At 64.1% G+C, this 23,186-nt stretch carries 23 protein-coding genes and 1 tRNA gene; 10 read left to right on the plus strand and 14 right to left on the minus strand.

Annotated features, from left to right (window positions below; all coding sequences use genetic code 11):
• Window positions 1-55 precede the first annotated feature (55 nt).
• Window positions 56-1,579 carry a trimethylamine methyltransferase family protein gene (locus tag Q0949_RS09830; protein WP_299371069.1) on the plus strand — a complete coding sequence of 508 codons (1,524 nt, stop codon included), beginning with the start codon at window positions 56-58 and terminating at the stop codon, window positions 1,577-1,579.
• A 10-nt stretch (window positions 1,580-1,589) separates the two neighbouring features.
• On the plus strand, window positions 1,590-1,991 hold the full coding sequence (locus Q0949_RS09835) for an ACT domain-containing protein (RefSeq protein ID WP_299371071.1): 402 nt from the start codon (window positions 1,590-1,592) through the stop codon (window positions 1,989-1,991).
• A gap of 411 nt (window positions 1,992-2,402) precedes the next feature.
• Here Q0949_RS09835 and Q0949_RS09840 read toward each other — a convergent pair.
• Together Q0949_RS09840 and hemE are read right to left on the minus strand one after the other, a co-directional pair.
• Window positions 2,403-2,479 (minus strand) — tRNA-Met (locus Q0949_RS09840).
• Between the two features lie 54 nt (window positions 2,480-2,533).
• Window positions 2,534-3,577 carry a uroporphyrinogen decarboxylase gene (gene hemE / locus Q0949_RS09845; RefSeq protein WP_299371073.1) on the minus strand — a complete coding sequence of 348 codons (1,044 nt, stop codon included), beginning with the start codon at window positions 3,575-3,577 and terminating at the stop codon, window positions 2,534-2,536.
• Window positions 3,578-3,643: 66 nt separating this feature from the next.
• On the opposite strand from hemE, the gene hemC reads away from it, so the two are divergent.
• Together hemC and Q0949_RS09855 are read left to right on the plus strand one after the other, a co-directional pair.
• Window positions 3,644-4,600, plus strand: coding sequence for a hydroxymethylbilane synthase (gene hemC, locus Q0949_RS09850; protein WP_299371075.1), 957 nt, complete (start codon window positions 3,644-3,646; stop codon window positions 4,598-4,600).
• A 42-nt stretch (window positions 4,601-4,642) separates the two neighbouring features.
• Window positions 4,643-6,229: an acyl-CoA dehydrogenase family protein gene (locus Q0949_RS09855; protein ID WP_299371077.1), complete on the plus strand. Its 1,587-nt coding sequence runs from the start codon at window positions 4,643-4,645 to the stop codon at window positions 6,227-6,229.
• Between the two features lie 83 nt (window positions 6,230-6,312).
• Here the strand turns inward: Q0949_RS09855 and hemF are convergent, their stop codons facing one another.
• Genes hemF through clpS form a run of 4 tightly spaced genes read right to left on the minus strand, consistent with a single transcriptional unit; the run spans window position 6,313 to window position 9,413 of the window.
• Window positions 6,313-7,206 carry an oxygen-dependent coproporphyrinogen oxidase gene (gene hemF, locus Q0949_RS09860; protein WP_299371079.1) on the minus strand — a complete coding sequence of 298 codons (894 nt, stop codon included), beginning with the start codon at window positions 7,204-7,206 and terminating at the stop codon, window positions 6,313-6,315.
• Window positions 7,207-7,265: 59 nt separating this feature from the next.
• Window positions 7,266-8,069, minus strand: coding sequence for an SDR family oxidoreductase (locus tag Q0949_RS09865; protein ID WP_299371082.1), 804 nt, complete (start codon window positions 8,067-8,069; stop codon window positions 7,266-7,268).
• A gap of 2 nt (window positions 8,070-8,071) precedes the next feature.
• A complete protein-coding gene (locus tag Q0949_RS09870) occupies window positions 8,072-9,055 on the minus strand; it encodes a methyltransferase (RefSeq protein WP_299371083.1) in 984 nt (327 codons plus the stop codon).
• 4 nt (window positions 9,056-9,059) lie between these two features.
• Window positions 9,060-9,413 carry an ATP-dependent Clp protease adapter ClpS gene (gene clpS / locus Q0949_RS09875; protein WP_299371086.1) on the minus strand — a complete coding sequence of 118 codons (354 nt, stop codon included), beginning with the start codon at window positions 9,411-9,413 and terminating at the stop codon, window positions 9,060-9,062.
• An 89-nt stretch (window positions 9,414-9,502) separates the two neighbouring features.
• On the opposite strand from clpS, the gene Q0949_RS09880 reads away from it, so the two are divergent.
• The 3 genes from Q0949_RS09880 to Q0949_RS09890 all read left to right on the plus strand — a co-directional run bounded on the left by Q0949_RS09880 (window position 9,503) and on the right by Q0949_RS09890 (window position 12,764).
• Entirely contained in the window at window positions 9,503-10,231 is a 729-nt protein-coding gene (locus Q0949_RS09880) for an HAD family hydrolase (RefSeq protein WP_299371089.1), read from the plus strand.
• Window positions 10,232-10,497: 266 nt separating this feature from the next.
• Window positions 10,498-11,886 carry a D-alanyl-D-alanine carboxypeptidase family protein gene (locus tag Q0949_RS09885; RefSeq protein ID WP_299371804.1) on the plus strand — a complete coding sequence of 463 codons (1,389 nt, stop codon included), beginning with the start codon at window positions 10,498-10,500 and terminating at the stop codon, window positions 11,884-11,886.
• A gap of 56 nt (window positions 11,887-11,942) precedes the next feature.
• Window positions 11,943-12,764, plus strand: a complete 822-nt coding sequence (locus tag Q0949_RS09890) for a methyltransferase domain-containing protein (RefSeq protein ID WP_299371092.1) — start codon at window positions 11,943-11,945, stop codon at window positions 12,762-12,764.
• A gap of 6 nt (window positions 12,765-12,770) precedes the next feature.
• On the opposite strand, the gene Q0949_RS09895 is transcribed toward Q0949_RS09890, so the two are convergent.
• Window positions 12,771-13,649 (minus strand): LysR family transcriptional regulator, encoded by an 879-nt coding sequence (locus Q0949_RS09895; protein WP_299371095.1) that lies wholly within the window; start codon window positions 13,647-13,649, stop codon window positions 12,771-12,773.
• Between the two features lie 99 nt (window positions 13,650-13,748).
• Here Q0949_RS09895 and Q0949_RS09900 point away from each other — a divergent pair, with 99 nt between their 5' ends.
• Window positions 13,749-13,877: a hypothetical protein gene (locus Q0949_RS09900; RefSeq protein WP_299371098.1), complete on the plus strand. Its 129-nt coding sequence runs from the start codon at window positions 13,749-13,751 to the stop codon at window positions 13,875-13,877.
• A complete protein-coding gene (locus tag Q0949_RS09905) occupies window positions 13,874-14,110 on the plus strand; it encodes a DUF6552 family protein (RefSeq protein WP_299371101.1) in 237 nt (78 codons plus the stop codon). The genes Q0949_RS09900 and Q0949_RS09905 overlap by 4 nt, the downstream gene beginning before the upstream one ends.
• 60 nt (window positions 14,111-14,170) lie before the next feature.
• Here Q0949_RS09905 and Q0949_RS09910 read toward each other — a convergent pair whose 3' ends face one another.
• The 5 genes from Q0949_RS09910 to Q0949_RS09930 form a co-directional block, all read right to left on the minus strand.
• Window positions 14,171-15,748 carry an ABC transporter ATP-binding protein gene (locus Q0949_RS09910; RefSeq protein WP_299371104.1) on the minus strand — a complete coding sequence of 526 codons (1,578 nt, stop codon included), beginning with the start codon at window positions 15,746-15,748 and terminating at the stop codon, window positions 14,171-14,173.
• Complete coding sequence (locus Q0949_RS09915; protein ID WP_299371806.1) at window positions 15,748-16,857, minus strand: ABC transporter permease; 1,110 nt, start codon at window positions 16,855-16,857, stop codon at window positions 15,748-15,750. The genes Q0949_RS09910 and Q0949_RS09915 overlap by 1 nt, the downstream gene beginning before the upstream one ends.
• A gap of 68 nt (window positions 16,858-16,925) precedes the next feature.
• Window positions 16,926-18,017, minus strand: a complete 1,092-nt coding sequence (locus Q0949_RS09920; RefSeq protein ID WP_299371106.1) for a microcin C ABC transporter permease YejB — start codon at window positions 18,015-18,017, stop codon at window positions 16,926-16,928.
• A 7-nt stretch (window positions 18,018-18,024) separates the two neighbouring features.
• On the minus strand, window positions 18,025-19,974 hold the full coding sequence (locus tag Q0949_RS09925) for an extracellular solute-binding protein (protein WP_299371108.1): 1,950 nt from the start codon (window positions 19,972-19,974) through the stop codon (window positions 18,025-18,027).
• Window positions 19,975-20,165: 191 nt separating this feature from the next.
• Window positions 20,166-20,675 (minus strand): cytochrome c family protein, encoded by a 510-nt coding sequence (locus Q0949_RS09930; protein ID WP_299371110.1) that lies wholly within the window; start codon window positions 20,673-20,675, stop codon window positions 20,166-20,168.
• Between the two features lie 148 nt (window positions 20,676-20,823).
• Between Q0949_RS09930 and Q0949_RS09935 the strand changes: the two genes are divergently transcribed.
• Entirely contained in the window at window positions 20,824-21,648 is an 825-nt protein-coding gene (locus Q0949_RS09935) for a prephenate dehydratase (protein WP_299371112.1), read from the plus strand.
• 72 nt (window positions 21,649-21,720) lie between these two features.
• On the opposite strand, the gene Q0949_RS09940 is transcribed toward Q0949_RS09935, so the two are convergent.
• Complete coding sequence (locus Q0949_RS09940; RefSeq protein ID WP_299371114.1) at window positions 21,721-22,176, minus strand: SRPBCC family protein; 456 nt, start codon at window positions 22,174-22,176, stop codon at window positions 21,721-21,723.
• A 39-nt stretch (window positions 22,177-22,215) separates the two neighbouring features.
• A complete protein-coding gene (nudC, locus tag Q0949_RS09945) occupies window positions 22,216-23,184 on the minus strand; it encodes an NAD(+) diphosphatase (RefSeq protein ID WP_299371116.1) in 969 nt (322 codons plus the stop codon).
• Window positions 23,185-23,186: the final 2 nt, after the last annotated feature.

The raw sequence follows: 23,186 nt of genomic DNA on the forward strand, positions 1-23,186 counted from the left end.
CGAAACCCATGGCGAAGGCTTGCCTGATGCGATGACTTGGCGGCCTGCTGACGGCATGTCCGATCCAAAACCCATCCGAAAAGGGCGCAGCGCGCGCAAACGGGCCCGCGCCGCCGGGCCACCGATGAACCCCGCCCCACCCGGTCAGCGTGGCGGGCAATACGCGCCGCTGTCATCCAGCGATGTGAGCAACATTTATACAGCCGCGCTGCGACTGCTGGCAGAGCTTGGGATGGGCGAGGTGCCGGACCGGTTACACGACGTACTTGTCGCGGCAGGCGCGCAGCCCTTGGCCAACGGGCGCGTCGCCCTGCCTGCGGCCCTTGTCGAAGAAGCCATTGACGCCGCCCCCAAATCCTTTCCCTTGCATGGCCGCGATCCTGCCCGGACCATCGAAGTGGGCGGAGACGCCGTTCATTTCGGCACGGGCGGCGCGGCAGTGCAGACCCTCGACAGGCAATCCCGCCGCTACCGCGCGTCGACGCTGGCGGATCTGCATGACTTTACCCGCCTTCAGGACACGTTGACCAATGTCAGTTGGTTCACCCGCTGCTGCATCGCCGGGGATATGCCGGATCCGTGGCTTTTGGACGTCAACACCGCCTACGCGCTCCTGCGCAACACCACGAAACCCGTGGCGACGGCCTTTACCCTGCCCGAACATGTGGCCCCGCTGGTGGCCATGTTCGACATGGCCGCCGGTGGTGCGGGGCGCTTTGCCGCGCGCCCCTTCGTCAAGGCGCATATCAGCCCGGTGATTTCCCCCATGCGCTTTGGCGAGGATGCCGTTGACACGGTGTTCGAATGCCTTGCTCACAATATCCCGCTCAGCTGCATCACCGCCGCCCAGGCCGGGGCAACGGCGCCTGCGACCCTTGCGGGCTTTTTGTCGCAATCGCTGGCCGAAACGCTGGCCAGCCTTGTGATGGTGCACGCGATCAAACCCGGCCACCCGATGGTCTTTTCCAACTGGCCGCTGGTCATTGACCTGCGCAGCGGGGCGTTTTCAGGCGGGGGTGGCGAGATTGCCGTGATGAACGCCGCATCGGCGCAGATCATCAACCATCTGGGTCTGGTCTCCGGCGTGGCGGCCTCCATGACCGATGCCAAGGCGATCGATGCGCAATACGGCGTGGAGAAGGGGCTGACCTCGCTGGCCGCCGCACTGGCCGGGGGCAACCTGATCTATGAAAGCTCGGGCATGACCGCGGCCCTGCTGGGCGCCAGTTTCGAGGCGTTCGTGCTGGATGACGAGATGCACGCCGCCACCTACCGCATCCTGCGCGGCGTCGAAGTGTCAGAGGATGCGCTGGATCATCAGGGCATTTGCGACGCGGTTCTGGGCGAGGGGCACTTCCTGGGCGGTGCCGCGACCATCGCGGCGATGGAGCGGGACTATGTCTATCCCGGGCTCGCGGACCGGGACACGCCGCGCACGTGGGAAGGCACCGGTGCGCTGACCGCATGGGACCGGGCCGCGGCGCGCGTGGACGAGATCCTTGCAAACCACCACCCGTCCTATATCGATGAGGCAACCGACGCGGCGATCCGCGCCGCCTTCGACATCCGCCATCCCTGAGAGGTCCCCGATGCCCGTCAAAGACACCCACGCCATGATCGCCGGCATGACCCCCGTTCTCGATCCCGGCGACTGGGTGTTTTGCGCCGTGACCGGGGCGGGTGCCCTGCCTGCCGATGCCTTCGCTGTCATTCAAGAGGCCGAGGGCACGACCCTGATCCTGCCGCAGGCGACAGCGCAAGCGGGTGGATACGACAGCAGCCCGGTGATGAAAAAGATCACGCTCGAGGTGAATTCAGATCTGGAAGGTGTCGGCCTGACCGCCGCCGTAGCAACCGCACTCGCAGCCCAGGACATCCCGTGCAATGTCGTGGCTGGTTATCACCACGACCACATTTTCGTGCCCCAAGGCATGGCCGGGGCGGCATATGCCGCGTTGCAGACCGTACAGGAGGCAGCGCAGGGCGCGTAGGGTTCGGGGCATTCCCACCCTTTGAACCAGCGTGCCGCCAAAGGCGGCGCGCGTCGCCCCGGCAGCGTAGCCGCGTAGCCGATGCGCGAGAGGGGCCGGTCCAACAATCTGCACCGGTCGGCCAGGCCCCTCGCAGGCGCTCGGGGCATTCCCACCCTTTGAACCGACCACCGGACGCTTCAATTTTCTTCGAAAACCGGATGTGAATGGTGGCGTGGGGGAGACTTGAACCAGCGTGCCGCCAAAGGCGGCGCGCGTCGCCCCGGCAGCGTAGCGGCGTAGCCGATGCGCGAGAGGGGCCGGTCCAACAACTTCAACCGGTCGGCCAGGCCCCTCGCAGGCGCTCGGGGCATTCCCACCCTTTGAACCGTCCACCGGACGCTTCAATTTTCTTCGAAAACCGGATGTGAATGGTGGCGTGGGGGAGACTTGAACTCCCGACCTATCGATTATGAGTCGATCGCTCTAACCAACTGAGCTACCGCGCCACTGGAGGCGTGACCTATGCCAGCCCCCGGGAGTCGTCAAGACCGAAATCGGGCTTAACCACCCCGGACCGTCTCGATCATCAGCGTCACGTTCTCCGGGTCGGCATCCGGCGTGATCCCGTGGCCCAGATTGAAGATATGCGGCCCCTTCGAAAACGCCTGCACAATCGCGCGCGTCTCATCCACCAACGCCTGCCCGCCGGTTACCATATGCGACGACGCAAGGTTGCCCTGCACACACCCGCCCGTTTGCACATGCGCGGCCCCCCACTCCGGCGAAATCGAATTGTCCAGCGCCACACAGTCCACGCCAGTGGCCGCGTGGAACCCGATATAGCCATCGCCCGCCTCGCGCGGAAAGCCGATGACGGGAATATGCGGATAGCGCGCCTTGATGGCCGCCGTGATCTCGGCGCAAGGCGCAACGGCATATTTCTGGAACGCCTCGCCCTTGAGTGACCCAGCCCAGCTGTCGAAAATCTTGACGACCTCGGCCCCGGCATCGATCTGGGCGGCGAGATATTCGATGGTCGCGGCCGTGATCCGCGCCAACAGCGCCTCGAACGCCGCGACATTGCCCTGCATGAACGCATGCGCCGGCCCCTGATCCGGCGTGCCGCGCCCTGCGATCATATAGGTCGCAACCGTCCACGGCGCACCGGCAAAGCCGATCAATGTGGTGTCTTCGGGCAACTCGCGCCGCAGGATGCGCACGGTCTCATAGATCGGCGACAGCGTCTCGTGAATGTCGTCCACCGGCTTGAGCGCATCAACCCCGGCCTGATCGGTGATCGTGGACAGACGCGGCCCCTCGCCTGTGACAAACCACAGATCCGCACCCAACGCCTGCGGCACCAGCAGGATGTCGGCAAACAGGATCGCCGCATCAAACCCGTAACGGCGGATCGGCTGCAAAGTGACCTCGGCGGCCAGCTCGGGGTTGTAGCACAGCGACAGGAAATCCCCGGCCTGCGCGCGGGTGGCGCGATATTCGGGCAAATACCGCCCGGCCTGACGCATCATCCATATTGGCGGCGTCGGCAATGTCTCGCCCGCCAGCGCCCGCAAAATCGTCTTGCCCGTTCCGCCATCTTTCATTGCAGAAGTCCCTATCATGCCGTTTACAGTTGTCAGGATAAGTTGACACACTTAAAAGATAAACCCATGACAGTGCGACTTCCTACCCCTTCCGCGCCGCTCCGTATCGGAACGCGCGGCTCGCCCCTGGCCCTGGCCCAGGCCCACGAGACCCGCAGACGCCTGAGCGCTGCGTTCGATCTGCCGCTCGAGGCCTTTGAAATTGTTGTGATCAAGGTCACAGGCGATGATCGGTCGATGATTGCCGCCGACCGCCCGCTTAAGGAAATCGGCAACAAGGGCCTGTTCACCCGCGAGATCGAAGAAGACCTGATCGCAAGCAAGATCGACATCGCCGTCCACTCGATGAAGGACATGCCGACCGTCCAGCCCGAGGGGCTGATTCTCGATACCTACCTGCCGCGCGAGGACGTGCGCGACGCCTTTGTGTCGCCAAGCCTGTCGCAGATCACCGATCTTGCCCAGGGGGCGACGGTCGGCACCTCGTCCCTGCGCCGCCGCGCGCAACTGCTTAACAAGCGCCCCGACCTGAACGTCGTCGAGTTTCGCGGCAACGTGCAGACACGGCTCAAGAAACTGGGCGACGGTGTGGCCGATTGCACGTTTCTGGCCTGCGCCGGGCTGAACCGGCTCGAAATGACGGACGTTCCCGCCACGCCGGTTGATCCCGCGCATATGCTGCCCGCCGTGGCCCAGGGCGCCATCGGCATCGAACGGCGCATGGATGACGCCAACACCCAGACCCTGCTGGCCGCGATCCACGACACGCCCACCGGACAGCGTCTAGCGGCGGAACGGCAGTTCCTGTTCACGCTCGATGGCTCCTGTGAAACCCCGATTGCGGGGCTGGCGACGCTGGACGGTGATACGCTGACCCTCACCGGCGAAGTGTTGCGGCCCGACGGATCCGACGCACTGTCCGGCAGCCGGACAGGGGCTGTCGCCGATGGCCCCGCGATGGGCACCGAACTGGCGCAGGATCTGCTGAAACAGGCGGGGCCGGGGTTCTTCGACTGGCGCTGATCGCCCTTGACCGCAGGGCCGCATCGGGCCCACGATCTGCACATGCCCACCCCGAACGGCGACCTGCCGACCCACCAGGTTGAAAACCAACCCCCGCCCCTAGGCGACCGGGATTTCTATCTCTCCGATCCGATCCTGCGCGCCACGGCCCCGCGCACTCTGCAACCATACGGCACCGCAATGGGCGCGCAGGACACACAGGCCCACGCACGCGACGCCAACCGCAACCGCCCCGAACTGATGACCTTCGACGCGGGCGGGCGACGACTGGACGAGGTCCGGTTTCATCCCGCCTACCACCACATGATGACGCTCAGCCAATCGGCTGGCTACGCCGCCTGCGCCTGGGACGGCGGCAGCCACCTGGAACACGCGGCCATGGTCTACATGGCCAGCCAGGTCGAGCCGGGCCACTGCTGCCCCCTCACCATGACCTACGCCGCCGTGCCTGCCCTGCGCGCCAACCCCGAAATCGCCGCAGCGTGGGTGCCCAAACTGACCGCGCGCGCCTACGATCCAAGCGTCCGCCCCGTCGCACAGAAACGCGCGGCAACATTGGGCATGGCCATGACCGAAAAACAGGGCGGCTCGGACGTGCGCGCCAACACCACGCAGGCCACGCCCGACGGTGAACACTGGCGGCTGACCGGACACAAATGGTTCTGCTCCGCCCCGATGTCCGACGGGTTTCTTACGCTGGCGCAGACGGATGGCGGCCTCACCTGCTTCCTCGTGCCCCGCTGGCTCGAGGATCAGCGCAACAGGATCCACCTGATGCGGCTCAAGGACAAGCTCGGCAATATCTCCAACGCCTCCGCCGAAATCGAATATCATGACGCCTTTGCCATGCAACTCGGCGACACAGGGCGCGGCGTGCAGACCATCATCGAAATGGTGCACCACACCCGGCTCGACACCGCCATGGCACCCGCCGGTCTGATGCGCGGCGCGCTCACCCACGCACTGCACTGGGTCAGACACCGCCGGGCGTTCCAGAAAACTCTAATCGATCAACCACTTATGCAGGCCGTCCTCGCCGACATGATCCTCGACTGGCACACCGCCACATGGCTCGGCCTGCACGTGGCCACCGCCTTCGATGACCCCGACGCCCGCCCCTTCGCACGCATAGCCGTCGCGCTGGCCAAGTTCCTCAACAACAAACTCTGCCCCCGCGTCACTTACGAGGCGATGGAGGCCATAGGCGGCATGGGCTATGTCGAGGATACCGCCCTGCCGATGTTCTATCGCGAAGCACCGCTCAACAGCATCTGGGATGGGTCCGGCAACGTGATCTGCCTCGACATCCTGCGCACCCTCGCCCGCGACCCACAAGCCCGCGACGCGCTGCACGCTGCCCTGTCCACACCACGCGGCACAGATGCACGCTTCGATCAGGCCCTGAGCGCGTGGCACACCCGCTGGCGCGGCAATCCAGCGGAAATCGAGGCCCGCGCCTTTGCCGAACACACCGCCCTCCTGCTGGCCGGATCCGTCCTGATCCAGCACGCCCCCCACGCCGTCGCCGACGCCTTCATCACCAGCCGCCTGCACGCCCCGAACGGCCATATCGCAGGCAGCACAACCGGCCTCGACACACAGACGATTCTCAAAAGCTTCACGGACTGAAAGGGTCGGCGGGTGGGCGCCTTTGCGTCAGCAAACAGACCACCCCGCCGGACCACAAGCACACCTGTCCCCGCGGGGACAGATCAGTGCCACTTGGCCAGGGGCGGCAAGGACATCAACACCGCATTGGCATCATGACCCGTCTCCAGCCCGAATTTCGTCCCCCGGTCATAGACCAGATTGTACTCGGCATAGAGCCCACGATGCACCAGCTGTTGATCCTTGTGATCGGCATCCCACGGCTGTACGCGCCGCTTTTCCACCAGCGGCACATAGGCAGGCAGGAACGCGCGCCCGATGTCCTGCGTCAGCGCAAAATCGGCCTCCCAGTCGCCGGTGCACAGATCGTCCATAAAAATACCGCCCACACCCCGCGCGCGATTGCGGTGCGGAATATAGAAATACTCGTCCGCCCACGCCTTCAGCTTCGGGTAATGATCGGTCCCATGCGGATCCAGATGCGCCTTCTGCGCGGCATGAAAATGCGCAGTGTCATCGGCATATTCGATGCACGGGTTCAAATCCGACCCGCCCCCGAACCACCACGCATGGGGCGTCCAGAACATCCGGGTGTTCATGTGCACCGCAGGGCAATGCGGGTTCTGCATATGCGCCACCAGCGAAATGCCCGACGCCCAGAACCGCGGGTCGTCCTTCATCCCCGGAATGCCCTTGCGCGCGGCCATGGCCATCTGCGCCCGCGCGCCCAGGGTGCCATAGACGGTCGAGATGTTCACGCCGACCTTCTCGAACACCCGACCACCGCGCATGACGCTCATCAACCCGCCGCCCGCATCCGATCCATCCTCGGACGACCGCGTCGTCTCGGTCACTTCAAACGTACCGGGCGCCGCATCCGACATCGGCCCGGTCCCGTGCGACGCCTCCAGCGCCTCAAAGGCCGCAACGATATCGTCGCGCAGCTGCCGGAACCAACCCGCCGCGCGGGCCTTTTGCGTGTCGAAATGCTCTGTCATGCGCACTGTCCTGTTTGGTTGACAGTTTTCTAGCGCACCCGCCCCCGTGGGGCCAAGTGTTAATGCGCGGGCACGTCCACGGGATCCAGCAGGCTGCGCCCGCCATCCACGGTCATCACGTCCCCGGTCACGAACCCTGACCCGTCAGAGGCGAGGAACTGTACCGCGTCCACCAATTCAGTAGGGCTGGCAATCCGGTGCAGCGGGGTGTGCGCCTCGATCTCGTCGCGCCAGTCGGGATGATCCCCGATCGATGACTGAAGCGACGCGGACATGACCGACCCGAAGGCCACCGCATTCACCCGGATCCGGTGCGGTGCCAGCGCCAGCGCCATCGACCGCGTCATCTGCTCCAACCCCGCCGACGCGATGGAATAGCCCAAGAGCTCGGGCCGGGTCTGGTGTGCGGCAATCGAACTGAGATTGACGATAGAGCCCACACTCTCGTCGCCCGACCGCCCCTCGCCCTGCTTGATCATCCGCCGTGCCACCTGCTGGCTCAGCCGCAGGGCGGTCAGCACGTTCTGCTCGAACAGGGCCGAAACCGACTCGTCCTCCGCATCCAGCGCATTGGTCTCGGTCACCTGACGGGATGCGTTGATCAGAATGTCGATCTCGTCAAAGGCGTCGATGGTCGCCGACACCAGATTGGCAATCGTCAGCCGCTGGCGCAGATCACCGGCGAAATAGCGAATGTTGCCCTCTTCGGCGACGTCGCCCAATTCGGCCACCAGCCGTTTTTCATCCATATCGGCGCACATCACATTCGCCCCGCGGTCGGCGAAATGGCGCGCGATGGCAAGGCCGATGCCGTTGGCCGCACCGGTCACGATGGCGGTCTTGCCGTTGATCGAAAAGGACATGCCTATCTCCGTATCCGCTTTGGCCGTTCGGCCCGCACCAGTTTGAACCGTGCATCGCCGTCCAGTTCAACCACTTTGGCGAAATTGGCGGTCAGCGTGTCCTCATAGGGCAGGTGCCGGTTGGCCACCATCCACAGCGCACCGTGGGGCCGCAGCACGCGGGCCGCATTGGCGATGAACGCCTGACCAAGGCCCGGCTCGGCGCTGCGCGACTTGTGAAAGGGCGGGTTCATCACAACCGCATCGACCGGGGCGGGCGGTTTCCACTGTGTTGCATCGGCCCAGTGAAACTGTGCACGCGGGTCGGTCACGTTGTGGCGCGCGCATTGCAACGCCATGTCATGCGCCTCGACCAGATGCACGGCATCGGCCCCCCGGTCCAGCACGTGCGCCGACAGATACCCCCAACCGGCCCCCAGATCGGCCACGGTGCCCACCATCGTCTCTGGCAGGGCCGCCACCAGCAAGGCAGAGGCCGGATCGACCCCGTCTGCCGAGAACACGCCCGGCGCAGTCCAGAATCCGCCCGGCTGCAATTGCGGGCCCGCAGCCCAGTCGGCAAAGGCCGCACTTGGCTCTGTCCAGTAAACCTTGCCATGCGCCTTGGAAATTGGCCCGCCCATCTGCGTGCGTTGCCGCATCGCCTTGAGCATCGAATCCGCGCCATCGGTCTTTTGGCCGTCGATGATCACCAACACGTCGGTACAGGCCATGGCCGCCGCGACCAGCGCCTGTGCTTCGGCCCGCGCGCGGGTCAGGCACAGGATCGACGCGGCCACCCGAACATCCGGGTCCAGCGCTGCCGCCGTGTCATAGCCACGCGCCGCAAAGGCCGCGCAAACGGTCGCCATCGGCGACACCACCCGCACGCGGTCGCGCGGAAGGGCGGACAGGTCGGCATCGGCATCCGGATGCAGCACCGCAAGGGTGCCCGCACCGGGCAGCGTCACCGCGTCCAGCGCCAGAGGCAAGCGATCACCGATCACTGGCCTATTCTTCTTTTTCCATGGTGCATTGCAGCGGATGCTGGTGACGGCGGGCATAGTCCATGACCTGCGCCACCTTGGTCTCCGCGATCTCGTGGCTGAACACGCCGACCACGGCCAGCCCTTTCTTGTGGACGGTCAACATGATCTCGAACGCCTGCGCGTGGTTGAGACCAAAGAACCGTTCCAGCACGTGCACGACGAATTCCATCGGCGTGTAGTCGTCATTGAGCAGCATCACCTTGTAGAGCGGTGGCCGCTTGGTCTTGGGCTTGGTTTCGGTGATGACGTCGGTGTCGTTCTCATCCCCCGACGGACCGGCCATCATCGTGGCGATCAGATGCACGTCTGTATGCATGTACGTCTTCATCAAACCGGGAATCCTGTGGTGCGCTTGGGCTGCTCTATATAACGTGTAACGGCACTTAGAAAAGAGGGCCGTTCAAAATGTCCGCCACGCAACGGCCCACAGGCTTTGATCCGACCCTGGTAAAATGCATCGCCTTCGATGCCGATGACACCCTGTGGCACAACGAACGGTTCTTCAAACTGACGCAAGACAGGTTTGCCGAGCTGCTGGCCCCGCATGTGGATATGCCCGATCTGGACGCCCGCCTGATGCAGGCCGAGCGGCGCAACCTCGGGCACTACGGGTTCGGCATCAAGGGCTTTGTCCTGTCGATGATCGAGACCGCGCTGGAGGTGACCGAGAACCGCGTACCGGGTGCTGTCATCGCCGACCTGATCGCCACCGGTCAGGACATGCTGCGCCATCCCATCGACCTCTTGCCCCACGCCGCCGAGGCCGTCGCCGCCGCCAAGGCGCGCGGGCCCGTCCTGCTGATCACCAAGGGTGACCTGCTGGACCAGGAACGCAAGCTGGCGCAATCCGGGCTGGGCGAGATGTTCGATGGGGTCGAGATCGTGTCGGACAAGCAAAGCCACGTCTATACCCGCATCTTTGCAGATTGGGGCGGGGCGGCGGCGGGCATGATGATCGGCAATTCGATGAAATCCGACGTGCGCCCGATGATCGACGCAGGCGGCTTTGGCGTGTTCGTGCCCCACGATCTGCAATGGGATTTCGAGGCGGCAGAGGCCCCCGTGGACTGCCCGCGCTATACCGCCCTGCCTGATTTGGGGAGCCTGCCCGGCCTGCTTGGCACGGGCGGGTAACCGCCGCCACATTCCTGCCACAATCGCCTGTGTTGGGGGCGGCACGACGCCTGCCCCCACATGTTGACATCACCGCCCGCAGAAAAACGGAAATGTGAGGTGGATCAACACTTTATCGAAAACCGCGCCTGTGTTAGCCTATAGGTAATCAAAAAATTGGCCAGTCGAATAATCGGCGGTCTGAGGCAGTCATAGGCAGGTTCACCGTGAAGGTACGACATCACCCGTCGGCCCGTGCAGGGCTATTCATCATTGCAGCGATCTGGATGTTGGTGTTCGTGCCGGTCTCCGTTCTGGCCGCTCCTTACGCCGCCTTCGTCATGGATGCGCGCACCGGCGAGGTGCTGCATTCGCGCAATGCCGACACCCGGCTGCACCCCGCATCGCTGACCAAGATGATGACGCTCTACGTCGTCTTTCAGGCAGTCGAACGGGGCGAGATCACGCTGGACACCAAGGTCAAGATCTCGGCCAAGGCCGCGTCCGAGCCGCCCTCTAAACTGGGGCTGAAGGCCGGGTCGCACATCAAGCTGCGCTATCTGATCCGCGCCTCTGCCGTGAAATCCGCCAATGACGCGGCCACCGCCATGGCCGAGGCGATCTCGGGCTCCGAGGCCGCCTTTGCCCGCCGGATGAACCGCACGGCGGCGTCGCTGGGCATGACCCGCACCACGTTCAAGAACGCCCACGGCCTGACCGAAAGCGGGCACATGTCCACCGCCCGCGATATGTCGATCATGGGCCGCCACATGATCTATGATTATCCGCAATACTATAACCTGTTCTCGCGCACCTCGACCCATGCGGGCATCCGCGAGGTGGCCAACACCAACCGCCGCCTGCTGGGCGCCTACAAGGGTGCCGACGGGATCAAGACGGGCTATACCCGTGCCGCGGGCTTCAACCTTGTCGCATCTGCCGAACGCGGCAACGAACGCATCATCGCCACCGTGTTCGGCGGCAAATCCACCGTATCGCGCAACGCCAAGGTCGCAGAGCTTTTGGATCTGGGCTTTCGCCGCGCCCCCAGCCGCGCGCCCGTGCGTAAGCCCAAGAAACCGGGATATGTGCCGGGTGATGATCCTGTGATCGTGGCCGGAAACCAGACCGCCCCCAAAGGCGCGGGCAAGGTCATCCGCCTGAGCGGCGCGGTCAAGACATCAATCCGGCCCAAGCTGCGTCCCGGCGCAGAGGCCCCTGTCCTGCTGGCACAGGCTCCGGTGGCCGCGACCGTCCTGCCTGACGACATCCAGACGGCCCTGCAAGCCGCCCAGACAACCGAGGAAACCGCGCCCGTGGCCGCCGCCGCCCTTTCGCAGGCCCTGACCCCGACCATCCGGCCCGAAGCACGCCCGCAAAATGTGGTGCTGGCCAAGGCCGAACCCGAAGTTGTCACCCGCATCTCGACCTCCGGGGGTCGCCATTGGGGCGTGAATGTCGGCCGTTATACCAGCCGCTACAAGGCGGAAAAGGTGCTGTTGCAAACCGCCCTGACCGAGATGTCGACGCTGGATGGATCGCTGCGCAAGGTGGTGCGCAAGCCCACCGGGTTCGACGCCAATTTCATGGGCATGACCCGCGACAGCGCCGACCTCGCCTGCCGCCGCTTGCAGGCCCGCAATGTCACCTGCTTTATGATCGGCCCCAAGTCCTGACGCCTCATTTGGCGTAACGGCCCGCTGGTGTTACCCTGACGTCAGGGGGTATCGCCATGGCGGACACAGACGCGTTCGAACGGATGGAGCGGGATGGCTGGGGCAACCCGGACATCGCCAAAGGGTACGCCGACGGGTTTGACCGTGCGTCACGACAGGTGGCGGCGGCCCTTTCCGAGGTTGCCGCACCCGGTGCCGATGTTCTCGACCTGTGCACGGGGCACGGCGTGGTCGCCGCGGCCTGTGTTGCCAAAGGCGCGCGGGTCACCGGCCTCGATTTCTCCGAGGCGATGATCACGCTGGCCCGCGAAAACGTGCCCGAGGCGACATTCGTGCACGGCGACGCGATGCATCTGTCCTATGACGACGACTGCTTTGACGCGGTCACTATCGGCTTTGGCGTGCCCCATTTTCCCGACCCTGCCCGCGGTCTGGCCGAGGCCGCGCGGGTGCTGCGCCCCGGCGGGCGGATCGCGTTTTCGATCTGGTACGGCAAGGGATCGCCCGGCTCTTTCGGATGGCTGTTCGACGCGGTGGGCCGTCTGGGTGACAGCAGCGTGACCCTGCCCCCCGGCCCCGACGCACATTGGCTGACCGACCACGGTGTCGCCACGCGCATGGTGACGCAGGCGGGATTTTATGACGTGGCCTTTGCCGATCTCGACACGGATCTTTGGGTGCCCACGCCCGCGGCGCTCTTTGATGTCTTCGCCGGCGGTGCCGTGCGCGCCGCATCCCTGCTCAGCGGCCAACCCACGGACCGGCGCGACGCAATCCGCGCCGACCTGGCGCGCTGCGTACTGGCCCAGGGCCGCGCAGAGGCCGGCGGCCATTTCGTGCCCGCGCCGTCGCTGCGGATCACCGCCACGGCGACCTGAACCCACCTATCCCTGCCGGGCCGCGCGCCGAATCCACCGCAAAAAGGACCGCAAAGGCGGGCGGTGCACCCCCGGACGCGTCACCAGGTGATAACCCGCCCCCGGCGTCGCATCCTCGTGCAGCACGCATAGCCGACCGGCCTGGATATCCGCCTCGACAAAGGTGCGCACCGTCACCGCAACCCCCTGCCCGTCGCGCGCACCGTCCAGCATCAGGTTGCCCGGCACCTGCGTCAGCGTGCCCCGCAAGCCCCCCGGCACACCATGCGTCGCCAGCCACCGGGTGCTCTCGCTCGTGCCCACCTCTTCGAGCCAGGGCAGCGCCCCGATGCGCGACAGATCCGACAGGTCGTGCCCCGCCAGCAGATCCGGCGCCCCCACCACGACAATCGACGTCTCGATCAGCAATTCATCGTCCAGCCCGTCCCAGCCGCCCGTCCCGTAACGGATCGACAGATCCACGCCGCCGGGGCTCAGCGTGACCAGCTCTGCCGTGGGGTCCAGCACAAGGTTGATGTCAGGAAAGGCCTGCCGAAATTCCGACAGCCGCGGCATCAGCCATGCGGCGGCAAAACTTGGCGTGGGCGAGATATGCAAGGGGCGCGCGGCCTCCACCCCCGTCACCAGCGCCACCGCGCGCGCGATGGCCCCGAAACCCTCTGTGCATCCCTGCGCCAGCACCTCGCCATCGGGCGTCAGGCGCATCGCCCGGCCCGACCGGTCCAGCAAGGCCACACCCAGATGCGCCTCAAGACTGCGCAACTGCTGACTGACCGCTGCATGGCTGACCGAAAGCGCCTGCCCCGCAGCCACCACATTGCCCGTCTCAACAAAGGCGGCAAAGGCCCGCAAACTGGGCAAGGGCGGCATGTCGCGCCACTCCATATTAAACCTCACCTTACATATCGTCCAGCCAATTGACTCGCATGAACGCGCAAAACGGTCAAGAAAGAAGGAACAACGACAACATCAGGAGACTTCGACATGCTGGACATCTACGCTCAGACTTTCATGAATGCGACCCGCAACCGCCGCTGCACGTCGGTCAAACTGCCGCGCAAACGCTGGTGGCACGGGCCCCGCACCACGTGCATCAACCTGGACCGGCTGTGATCCGCGCGCTGCGGTGGTCCACCGGAACGGACACGATCAAATGGGCCGCCTCGGTGGCCCAGATCCTCGGCTACGGTGCGACGGCGATGCAGGCCACGCCGCTCAACCTCTATTTCTTCATGGTCGGTATCGCGGGCTGGTTCATCGTCGGATGGCGCTGGAACGACAACGCCATCATGCTGATCCACGTGGTGGCCGTGGCCGCGATGATCTTCGGCATGGCCGCAGGCTGACGGGATGGCGGGCGGGGTGTCGTTGCCCCTGCCAAGGGGCAACGCACGTCGTCTCCATCCCTAATGCGTGGCCTGCAACAACAGGCGCGTATAGTCGGTCTGCGGACGCTCGAACAAATCCTCCGCGGCCCCCTGCTCGACCACATCGCCCTGCTTCATCACCAGCACCTTGTGCGACATCGCCCGCACCACCTTGAGGTCATGGGAAATGAACAGGAACGCCAACCCGTACTTCTGCTGCAACCCGCGCAGCAGCTCCACGATCTGCACCTGCACCGTCATGTCCAGCGCCGATGTCGGCTCGTCCAGCACCACCAGCTTGGGCCGCAGCACCATCGCCCGCGCAATCGCGATCCGCTGCCGCTGACCACCCGAAAACTCGTGCGGATACCGATCCATCGTGGTCGGATCGAGGCCCACCTCGGCCATGACCTCCGCCACAACCTCGCGCGGGCTGCGCCCATCCTCGATCCCGTGCACACCCAGGCCCTCGGCAATGATCTGCATACAGGTCATGCGCGGGCTGAGTGACCCGTAAGGATCCTGAAACACGATCTGCATGTCCTTGCGCAACCGGCGCAACTCGCGCACCGACCACGCCCGGATGTCCTGCCCCATATAGACAATGCCGCCCTCGGACGAAATCAACCGCATGATCGCCAAGGCCAAGGTGGTCTTTCCCGACCCGCTCTCGCCCACAATGCCAACGGTCTCGCCCGCATGGACCTGCAAGGTCGCGTCGTTCACCGCCTTCACATGGCCCACCGTCCGGCGCAACAGTCCTGCCGTAATCGGAAACCACACCTTCAGATGCGATGTCTCCGCAATCAGCGGCGCATCGGCGGGCACCGGCGCGGGCTGCCCCTTGGGCTCCGCGCTCAACAGCTTTTGCGTATAGGGATGCTGGGGTGCGTCGAAAATCTCTGCTGTCGGGCCGGTCTCCACGATCTCGCCGTTCTGCATCACGCATACACGGTCCGCGATCCGCCGCACGATCCCCAGATCATGGGTGATGAACAACAACCCCATCTGTTCGGTCTTTTTCAACTCGGCCAGCAGGTCGAGGATCTGCGCCTGGATCGTTACGTCCAGCGCCGTCGTCGGCTCGTCTGCAATCAAGACATCAGGCTTGTTGGCCAGCGCCATGGCGATCATCACCCGCTGCCGCTGCCCGCCCGACAACTGGTGCGGATAGGCCGACAAACGGCTTTCGGCGTCACGGATGCCCACCTTGTCCAGCAGTTCCAGAATGCGCCCCCGCGCGCTCTCCCCCACGATCCCCTGATGCAGGGCAAGGCTTTCACCCAACTGCTTTTCGATCGTGTGCAGCGGGTTCAGGGACGTCATCGGCTCCTGGAAGATGAACGAAATGTCGTTGCCGCGCACCTTGCGCAGCAAACGCTCATCCGCGCCAATCATCTCTTGCCCGTCATAAGTCACTGACCCTGACACCTCTGCGCTGTCGCCCAGCAAGGACACGGTCGACAGTGCCGACACCGACTTGCCCGACCCGGATTCGCCCACCAACGCGACGGTTTCACCTCGGTCCACATGGAACGAAACGCCCCGGACCGCCTGCGTCAGCTGGCCATCCTGACGAAACCCGACCTTCAGGTTCTCCACATTCAACAGCGCCATCAGGAAAACGTCTTTCGCGGGTCAAAGGCATCGCGGATGCCCTCGAAAATGAAAATCAGCAGGCTCAGCATGACCGCAAACACCGTGAACGCAGTAAATGCCAACCACGGCGCCTGCAGGTTCTGCTTGGCCTGCAAGGTCAGTTCCCCCAGCGACGGCGCCGAGGACGGCAGACCAAAGCCCAGGAAATCCAGCACCGCCAGCGACGAAATCGTGCCCGTGATGATGAACGGCAGCATCGTCAGCGTCGCCACCATCGCATTGGGCAGCATGTGGCGGAACATGATCGTCACGTTGCCAACACCCAGAGCCCGCGCCGCGCGCACATATTCAAGGTTCCGCGCACGCAGGAATTCGGCCCGCACCACGCCCACAAGGCCCGTCCACCCAAACAAAACCAGCAGAAACACCAGCAACCAGAAACTTCGGCCAAGGATCGCGAACATGATGATGATCACATAGAGGCTGGGCGTCGACGACCAAATCTCGATGATCCGTTGAAAGATCAGGTCCGTGCGCCCGCCGAAATAGCCCTGCACCGCACCGGCAATGATGCCGATCACCGCGCTGGCCCCCGTGACGATCAACGTGAACAGAACCGACAGGCGAAAACCGTGGATCACCCGCGCCAGCACGTCGCGTTTGGTCCCGTCCGTGCCCAGCAGGTTTTCCGCATTGGGCGCCAGCGGCGCCGCACCGGGCCGGTCCACGGCCGTGTCATAGCTGTAGGGAATGAGCGGCCAGATCGTCCAGCCCTTGGTGATTGCTTCGCCGTCAACCTCGCCGTCCTGCGCGTCTTCGATCACGCCTTCGGGGTCGTCAAAACACGCATCCAACCCGCCCGACACGATCAGGCATTCAACCTCCGGGTCGCGGTAACTCGCCTCGGTCTGGAAATCGCCGCCAAAATCCGTCTCGGCATAGAAGTTCCAGATCGGCGTATAGAACTGGCCCTGATAGCGTACGAGGATCGGCTTGTCATAGGCGATCAGCTCGGCACAGAGCGACAGGCCAAAGAGCACCGCAAAGATCCACAGCGACCAATAGGCCCGGCGGTTTTTCTTGAAATTCCGCCAGCGTCGCTGGTTCAGCGGGGACAGGGTGAACATGCCCCGTCGCGGCGCAGGCGCGGCGGCAGGGGTCGGTTCGATCTCGATTGCGGGATCGGGCTGCGCCATCAGCCTTCCCTCCGCTCAAAGTCGATCCGTGGATCGACCAGCACATACATCAGGTCAGAGATGATCCCGACCAAAAGACCCATCAGCCCAAAGATATAGAGCGTGCCGAACACAATCGGATAATCCCGCGCCACTGCCGCCTCGAACCCCAGCCGCCCGAGGCCGTCGAGGCTGAAAATCGTCTCGATGATAAGCGAGCCGCCAAAGAACACGCCGATGAACACCGCCGGAAAGCCCGCGATCACGATCAGCATCGCGTTGCGGAACACATGGCCGTACAGAACACGCCGCTCAGACAGCCCCTTGGCCCGCGCCGTCATCACATAGAGCTTCTTGATCTCGTCGAGAAAGCTGTTCTTGGTCAGCAGCGTCAGCGTCGCAAACGCCCCGATGGTGCCCGCCAGAACCGGCAGGGTGATGTGCCAGAAGTAATCCGCCACCTTGCCCAGCGCGCTCAGCTCGTCGAAATTGTCCGACGTCAGGCCGCGCAGCGGGAAGATCTGGAAATAACTGCCGCCCGCGAACAGAACCAGCAGCAGGATCGCAAAGAGAAAGCCGGGGATCGCATAGGCCGCGATGATCGCGCCGGAGGTCCATGTATCAAACGGCGTGCCGTCGCGCACCGCCTTGCGGATGCCCAGCGGGATCGACACCAGATAGGCAATCACCGTCGACCAAAGGCCCAGGGTGATCGATACAGGCAGCTTTTCGATCACCAGGTCTATGACTCCGATACTTCGGAAATAACTCTCGCCGAAATCGAACCGCGCATAGTTCCACACCATCAGCAAAAACCGCTGCATCGGTGGTTTGTCGAAGCCGAACTCGGCCTTCAGCTCTTCGATGAACTCGGGCGGCAGGCCCCGCGCGCCCACATATTCGCTGTCGGACGCGGTGTTCAGCTCGTCCGCGCCCGCATCATTGTTGCCCCCCGCAAAGCCGCCGAACACGTCGCCGCCCCCCTGCGCACGGGCGATGGCCTGTTCGACCGGGCCGCCGGGCACAAACTGCGTCAGCGTAAAGTTCACCAGCAGAATGCCAAGCAATGTCGGGATGACCAGCAACAGCCGGCGCAGGATGTACGGGCCCATGCTGCGACTACCTCAGCGCGCCAGAGGCCTTGAGCGCGTCGGCCTTGTCCGCATTGTACCACCAGAAATCCAGCTGCCCCAAGGCATAGGGCGGGATCGTGTCGGGATATTCGTACATGTCATAGAACGCGACCCAATGGGTGGGCTTGTACCACAGCGGGATCATGATGAACTCATGCCGCAGCGCCCGGTCCAGCGCGGTCACCGCCGCCAGCTCTTCTTCGCGCGTGGTGGCGTTCAGCGACGCCTCGATGATCGCATCGACCAGAGGGCTGGCCAGCCCCGCCGGGTTGAACAGCGAAAACTCCGCCGCCTCGGACCCAAACCGCTGCATCAGGCCGGTGCCCGTGCCCAGGAACGCCGCATAGGCGTCATAGACAAGGTCATAGTCCCGGTCGCGTTCCCGCGACGTATATTGTGACGGGTCCACCTTTTCGAGGGTGATATTGATGCCCAGTTTCTGCACGTTGGAGACAAAGTTCTCCATCGCACCGGACAGCGTGTCCGGCGAGGACGAGTTGAACAGGAAATTGATGTCCAGCGTCTTGCCGTCCTTGCGACGGATCCCGTCATCACCCACGGGCCACCCGGCCTCGTCCAACAGCGCCATGGCCTTGCGCGCATTGCGCCGGTCAAACAGCCGCGCCTCGTTGGAGGTGTGCGGCATCCGCGCCTCTTCGGTAAAGAGTTCCTGCGGCACCAGATCGCCCAGACCCTGCAAAAACGCCAGTTCCGCGCCCTCGGGCACGCCGGTCGCCATCACGGGCGTGTCCTGGCTGAACGAGGCGCGTTGCTGGAACAGGCCATATTGCAGCGACGCATTGGTCCACTCGAAATTATAGGCCAGCGCCACGGCCTCGCGCACGCGCTTGTCCTCGAACACATCCGAATTGAGGTTGAAGATGATGCCCGAGGGTGTGGGGGGCGATCCGTCCGGCAATTCGCGCTTTACGATCGCACCGCTGTTGACCTTGGGCGTGTCATAGCGCGTCGCCCACTTCTTGGAATCGTTTTCCGTCCGATAGGTGAATTCACCCGCCATGAACGCCTGAAACGCGGCCTCGGCGTCGCCGAAATATTCAATCCGGATGGTGTCGAAATTGTTGCGCCCGACGTTGAACGGCAGGTCCTTGGCCCAGTAATCAGGGTTCCGCTTGTACACGATCCGGCGGTTCACATCGACCGTGTCGACCACGTAAGGCCCTGAACCGGGGGAGATCTCGAGCCGGGATTCGTCCAGCCCCGCGCCGGTTTCCTCGTACCACTTCTTGGACCATGCAGGCACGAATCCAACCTGATCGATCAGGCTGCGCCGCGAAATTCCTTCGGTGAAATAGAACTTGATCGCGTGATCGTTCAGCACCTCGACCTTGGGGATGCGCTTGCGCACCGCATCCGCATAGGATTTCAGCCCCTCGTCCAAAAGCAGGTTGTGCGAAAATGCGATGTCATGCGCCGTCACGGGCGAACCATCGGAAAACCGCGCCTCGGGCCGCATGTGGAAAATGACCCAGTTCTTGCCCTCGTCATATTCGATCCGCTCTGCCAGCAGGCCGTAATATTCGCCGTACACATCCGCCGGTGCCGCGGTGCTGTTGATACCCTCGCCCAGCAGGCTTTCGTAGATCGACGACGACAGCGCCCCGGCGCGGCCCTTGCGCGTATAGGGGTGCATCGAATCAAATGTGCCCACCGTGCCCAGCGAAATCTCGCCCCCTTTGGGCGCATTCGGGTTCACATAGTCGAAATGCGGATAATCCTCCGGGTATTTCAGATCGCCGTAAAACGAGAACCCGTGGGACGAGATGATCTTTTCATGCTCGGCCGCCCGCGCGACACCGGCAAGGGCAAGCGTGACGATGAGACCCAGGACACCCAGCGCCGACCAGACCAGATAACGGTTGCGGGCGGCAATCACACGCGCTTCGGCTTGGTTCCTGTTTCGGGTATTGCCCATGGCAGATCCTCCTGTGTGGCGTTCGGGGCCGTCTTGTTGTTGAAAGGTAAGCTAAAGCGCAGGCGCGCCAATAGGCAACTTGAGATTATGTGATCAACCGCTCGTCCTCGTGACCGAACTGTAACATCAGACAGCAAAACGGCCGCGATGCGGGTGCACGCGGCCGTCTTTCGTCAGAATTTTCGTCACGATCAGTTGTCGAGGCTGTCCAGATAGGCGATCACGTCCGCCCGGTCCTCGACCTTGGGCAGGCCGTTGAACGCCATCGACGTGCCCGGCGCCCAGCCTTTGGGGTTCTCGAGGAACGCGTTCAGCGCCTCGGCCGTCCAGTCGCCTTCGAGGTCGGCCAACGTGCCGGAATAGGACCCATAGCCATCCACGCTGGCAATGTCGCGGCCCACGACACCGTAAAGGTGCGGGCCGGTGCCGTTCGCACCATCTTCGACCTTGTGGCAGGCGCTGCACTTGCGGAACACCTTGGCACCGTCGGCCACATCAGCCGAGGCAAGCACAACGGAAAAATCGATCTCGGGCTCCGGTTCGGCGGTCTCGTCCACGCCGGTGTCAATCACATAGGACTGTTCGCCACCGTGGCCGCCGGCGTGATAAATCTCTTCAGCCGCCCATTTGCCCAGCAGCAACACCAACAGGGCGCCGCACAGGCTGCTGGCGATTTTGGTAAAGGTCATCGTGTCGAACATGTGGATTCGGTTCCCGTGCCAAAAGTGTTCATGTGTCCGGCGGGTATCTATTGCTTCCCCTCGGCACTGGCAAGGTATAGATACCGCGACCAATCGCCCTGCCTTGCGCGCAGCGGCACAAACGACGTCTACAGGGCAGGGCAAGACAATGCGCATCGCGTTTCAAGGGGATCTGGGCGCCTACGGCCACGAGGCCGTGCTCAAGGCGCGCCCCACCGCAACTCCCGTACCTTGCCACGCCTTCGAGGATGTGATCGACACAGTGCGCTGCGGGGCCGCCGGCATGGCCATGCTGCCGGTGGAAAACACCACCTACGGGCGCGTGGCCGACATCCACCGCCTGCTGCCGCAAAGCGGGCTGCACATCGTGGACGAGGCCTTCGTGCGCGTCCGCATCGCGCTGATGGCAATGCCGGGCCAAACCCTGGACGACATCCGCCACATCCGCGCCCACCCCGTCCTGATCCCGCAGGCGCGCACCTATCTCGATGCCCACGGCATCACCGCCGAGGCCGCCCCCGACAGCGCCGGTGCCGCCGCCGCCATCGCCGAGGCCCGTGAAATGGGCGTGGGCGCGCTGGCCTCCGCCGTGGCCGCCGACATCTACGGTCTCACCGTGCTGGCGCGCGACATCGAGGACCAGGGCCACAACACGACACGCTTTCTGCTGATGTCACCGCAGGCGGACCAATCGGTGCGCGGCGACACCATGATCACCACCTTCGTCTTCGAGGTCCGCAACATTCCCGCGTCGCTCTACAAGGCCATGGGCGGTTTTGCCACAAACGGCATCAACATGACCAAGCTGGAAAGCTACATGGTCGGCGGCGCCTTCACCGCAACCCAGTTCTACGCCGACGTCGAAGGGCACCCGGACGATCCGGCCCTGGCCCGCGCGCTCGAGGAACTGGACTATTTCACCAACCGCCTCGACATCCTCGGCGTCTACCCGGCTGCGGCCAAACGCGACTAGGGGCGCAGCCCGGGGTTGGCGGGTGGGCGCCTTTGGTCCGGGCACCGGACCAAACAGAGCACCCGACAAACCCTACAACCGGTCCTCAAGCCCCTTGGCATATTCCGCAACACGCAACTTGAACCGCTTGTTCAGGTTGCTCTTGGCCAGTTTCAGCGATTGCACCAGCAACCGCGCCGACAGGTTCAACGGGGTGATATCCAGCGCCACGGACATCCGCGTCCGGCTGCGCGACAGCGCCAGCAGGTCAATCGAAAACGCACCGTCAATGCCGCTCGACTTCACATCGAACAGCATCTCGTTGGGCACATCGAACTGCGCCAGCGCGATCTTTACCGACCGCTTGCGCCCGCGCATCGAAAACCCGGCCTGCCACTCCATGCCCACACCGGGCTGCGTCAACCCGTCCAACCGCTGCACCTCGGCCCCGCGCCGCAACGCCTGCCGCTCAAAGCCTTCAAAATCGCACAGTGCCGCGAACACCTGATCAATCGGGGCTGCAATGTCTTCGCGCGCTGAAAACTTCATGAAAAATGCCTGTTCTCTCTATTTCTCGCCAGTGTCGTCTCAATCCAGCGTGTCCGCAAGCCAGTTCTCCAGCAAAAAATGCGCAATTGCGCCCTTTCGCGCGGGCAGTATCGTCGGATGATCACCTGCAAAAATTTTCATCATCTCCTCCCGCGTGATCCAGATCGCATCCTCGATCTCGGCGGGATCGATCGTGATCTCGCGGCTGGTCGCCACCCCCTCACAGCCAAACATCAACGACGCGGGAAACGGCCACGGCTGGCTCGACAGATACGACACCTGCCCTACGCGCACCCCCGCCTCCTCGAACACCTCGCGCCGCACCGCGGCCTCCAACGTCTCGCCCGGCTCCACGAACCCGGCCAGCAGCGAATACATCCCCTCCGGCCACCCCGGTGACCGTCCCATCAGCACGCTGTTGCCATGGGTGATCAGCATGATCACAACCGGGTCCGTCCGGGGAAAATGATGCGTGCCGCAGGCCGGACAGGTCCGCTGCCATCCGCCCATGTCGATCTTGGACGCCACACCGCAGGCGGCACAGAACCCATGGCTCTGATGCCAGCCGAAAATCGCCTTGGCGGTCGCGGCCAGCTCCGCATCCCGTGGCGACAACCACGTCATGACGCGGCGCAACTCGGCAAATACCTCGTCCTCGGCAAAACTCGGATGCCGCTGTTCGCTCGGGTCCAGAAACCCGCCCAGCGCCGCCGCATCCAGATCCGCAGGCGTCCAGCCTGACAGATCATAGGCAAAGCGTGGCGCGCCGTCCTCGCGGCCCAGGAATATCGGCGCCCCACCCGCATCCGCCAGCGCAGGGTGATCCAGCCGAGCCCGCACCAATTGCGCAGGTCGCGCCCGGTTGATCATCGGCTTGCCGCGCCACAACAGGATGCCGCGTGCCGTAGGATCCGCCAGCGCCCGTGCCAGCCCGTCTGCGTCCCCGCGCAGCTCCGCCGCACGGTCCAGACCAGACCCGCCGAATGTCACCGTTTCCGCGTGTTTCATGC

The sequence above is a fragment of the uncultured Tateyamaria sp. genome, from assembly GCF_947487805.1.
Classification (GTDB): domain Bacteria; phylum Pseudomonadota; class Alphaproteobacteria; order Rhodobacterales; family Rhodobacteraceae; genus Tateyamaria.

What these genes read in the sequence shown, in the direction of transcription:
- Q0949_RS09830 (WP_299371069.1), top strand. Translation starts at nt 56, where the DNA reads ATGTCCGATCCAAAACCCATCCGAAAAGGGCGCAGCGCGCGCAAACGG.
- Q0949_RS09835 (WP_299371071.1), top strand. Translation starts at nt 1,590, where the DNA reads ATGCCCGTCAAAGACACCCACGCCATGATCGCCGGCATGACCCCCGTT.
- hemE (WP_299371073.1), bottom strand. Translation starts at nt 3,577, where the DNA reads ATGAAAGATGGCGGAACGGGCAAGACGATTTTGCGGGCGCTGGCGGGC.
- hemC (WP_299371075.1), top strand. Translation starts at nt 3,644, where the DNA reads ATGACAGTGCGACTTCCTACCCCTTCCGCGCCGCTCCGTATCGGAACG.
- Q0949_RS09855 (WP_299371077.1), top strand. Translation starts at nt 4,643, where the DNA reads ATGCCCACCCCGAACGGCGACCTGCCGACCCACCAGGTTGAAAACCAA.
- hemF (WP_299371079.1), bottom strand. Translation starts at nt 7,206, where the DNA reads ATGACAGAGCATTTCGACACGCAAAAGGCCCGCGCGGCGGGTTGGTTC.
- Q0949_RS09865 (WP_299371082.1), bottom strand. Translation starts at nt 8,069, where the DNA reads ATGTCCTTTTCGATCAACGGCAAGACCGCCATCGTGACCGGTGCGGCC.
- clpS (WP_299371086.1), bottom strand. Translation starts at nt 9,413, where the DNA reads ATGCATACAGACGTGCATCTGATCGCCACGATGATGGCCGGTCCGTCG.
- Q0949_RS09880 (WP_299371089.1), top strand. Translation starts at nt 9,503, where the DNA reads ATGTCCGCCACGCAACGGCCCACAGGCTTTGATCCGACCCTGGTAAAA.
- Q0949_RS09885 (WP_299371804.1), top strand. Translation starts at nt 10,498, where the DNA reads ATGTTGGTGTTCGTGCCGGTCTCCGTTCTGGCCGCTCCTTACGCCGCC.
- Q0949_RS09890 (WP_299371092.1), top strand. Translation starts at nt 11,943, where the DNA reads ATGGCGGACACAGACGCGTTCGAACGGATGGAGCGGGATGGCTGGGGC.
- Q0949_RS09895 (WP_299371095.1), bottom strand. Translation starts at nt 13,649, where the DNA reads ATGGAGTGGCGCGACATGCCGCCCTTGCCCAGTTTGCGGGCCTTTGCC.
- Q0949_RS09900 (WP_299371098.1), top strand. Translation starts at nt 13,749, where the DNA reads ATGCTGGACATCTACGCTCAGACTTTCATGAATGCGACCCGCAACCGC.
- Q0949_RS09910 (WP_299371104.1), bottom strand. Translation starts at nt 15,748, where the DNA reads ATGGCGCTGTTGAATGTGGAGAACCTGAAGGTCGGGTTTCGTCAGGAT.
- Q0949_RS09915 (WP_299371806.1), bottom strand. Translation starts at nt 16,857, where the DNA reads ATGTTCACCCTGTCCCCGCTGAACCAGCGACGCTGGCGGAATTTCAAG.
- Q0949_RS09920 (WP_299371106.1), bottom strand. Translation starts at nt 18,017, where the DNA reads ATGGGCCCGTACATCCTGCGCCGGCTGTTGCTGGTCATCCCGACATTG.
- Q0949_RS09925 (WP_299371108.1), bottom strand. Translation starts at nt 19,974, where the DNA reads ATGGGCAATACCCGAAACAGGAACCAAGCCGAAGCGCGTGTGATTGCC.
- Q0949_RS09930 (WP_299371110.1), bottom strand. Translation starts at nt 20,675, where the DNA reads ATGTTCGACACGATGACCTTTACCAAAATCGCCAGCAGCCTGTGCGGC.
- Q0949_RS09935 (WP_299371112.1), top strand. Translation starts at nt 20,824, where the DNA reads ATGCGCATCGCGTTTCAAGGGGATCTGGGCGCCTACGGCCACGAGGCC.
- Q0949_RS09940 (WP_299371114.1), bottom strand. Translation starts at nt 22,176, where the DNA reads ATGAAGTTTTCAGCGCGCGAAGACATTGCAGCCCCGATTGATCAGGTG.
- nudC (WP_299371116.1), bottom strand. Translation starts at nt 23,184, where the DNA reads ATGAAACACGCGGAAACGGTGACATTCGGCGGGTCTGGTCTGGACCGT.